This is a genomic window from Metabacillus rhizolycopersici, assembly GCF_020075705.1.
The window spans coordinates 1-384 of sequence record NZ_JAIQUM010000293.1; the positions used below are offsets into that span (position 1 = coordinate 1).

Sequence of the window (384 nt, forward strand, 5' to 3'; positions counted from 1 at the left end):
ATTAAAGAAATTCAACTTAGAGAAGAATAATATACAATTAACCTTTGATACGACGTGTTGTTCAACATAATAGGATTACTTAACATCTTCATCGGTATAATTTTTGGGATTAGGTAGATAATAGGAAAATAATATTTTCTTGAAGGGAGAAATAAACTTTGAAAAGAAAAAAATATTTACTTGTACTAATATCTTTTATTTTATCTCTAGGATTTCTATTTGGGTGTAATGGCGTTGATGAAGATGAACCAGATCCAACTGAAGAACAAAACAATGAAAATGAGCAGTAACTAATTATTAAAAAAATCAATTAGTAAAATAATTATAACAAGGCTTAATTAACAATATCATATTTAAGAGCAAACCTTTACTTGGTTTGCTCTT

The 384-nt window shown here is 26.0% G+C and carries 1 protein-coding gene; it reads left to right on the forward strand.

Annotated features, from left to right (window positions below; genetic code table 11):
- Positions 1 to 158 precede the first annotated feature (158 nt).
- Positions 159 to 290, forward strand: a complete 132-nt coding sequence (locus tag K9V48_RS29305) for a hypothetical protein (protein WP_263432987.1) — start codon at positions 159 to 161, stop codon at positions 288 to 290.
- Positions 291 to 384 lie beyond the last annotated feature (94 nt).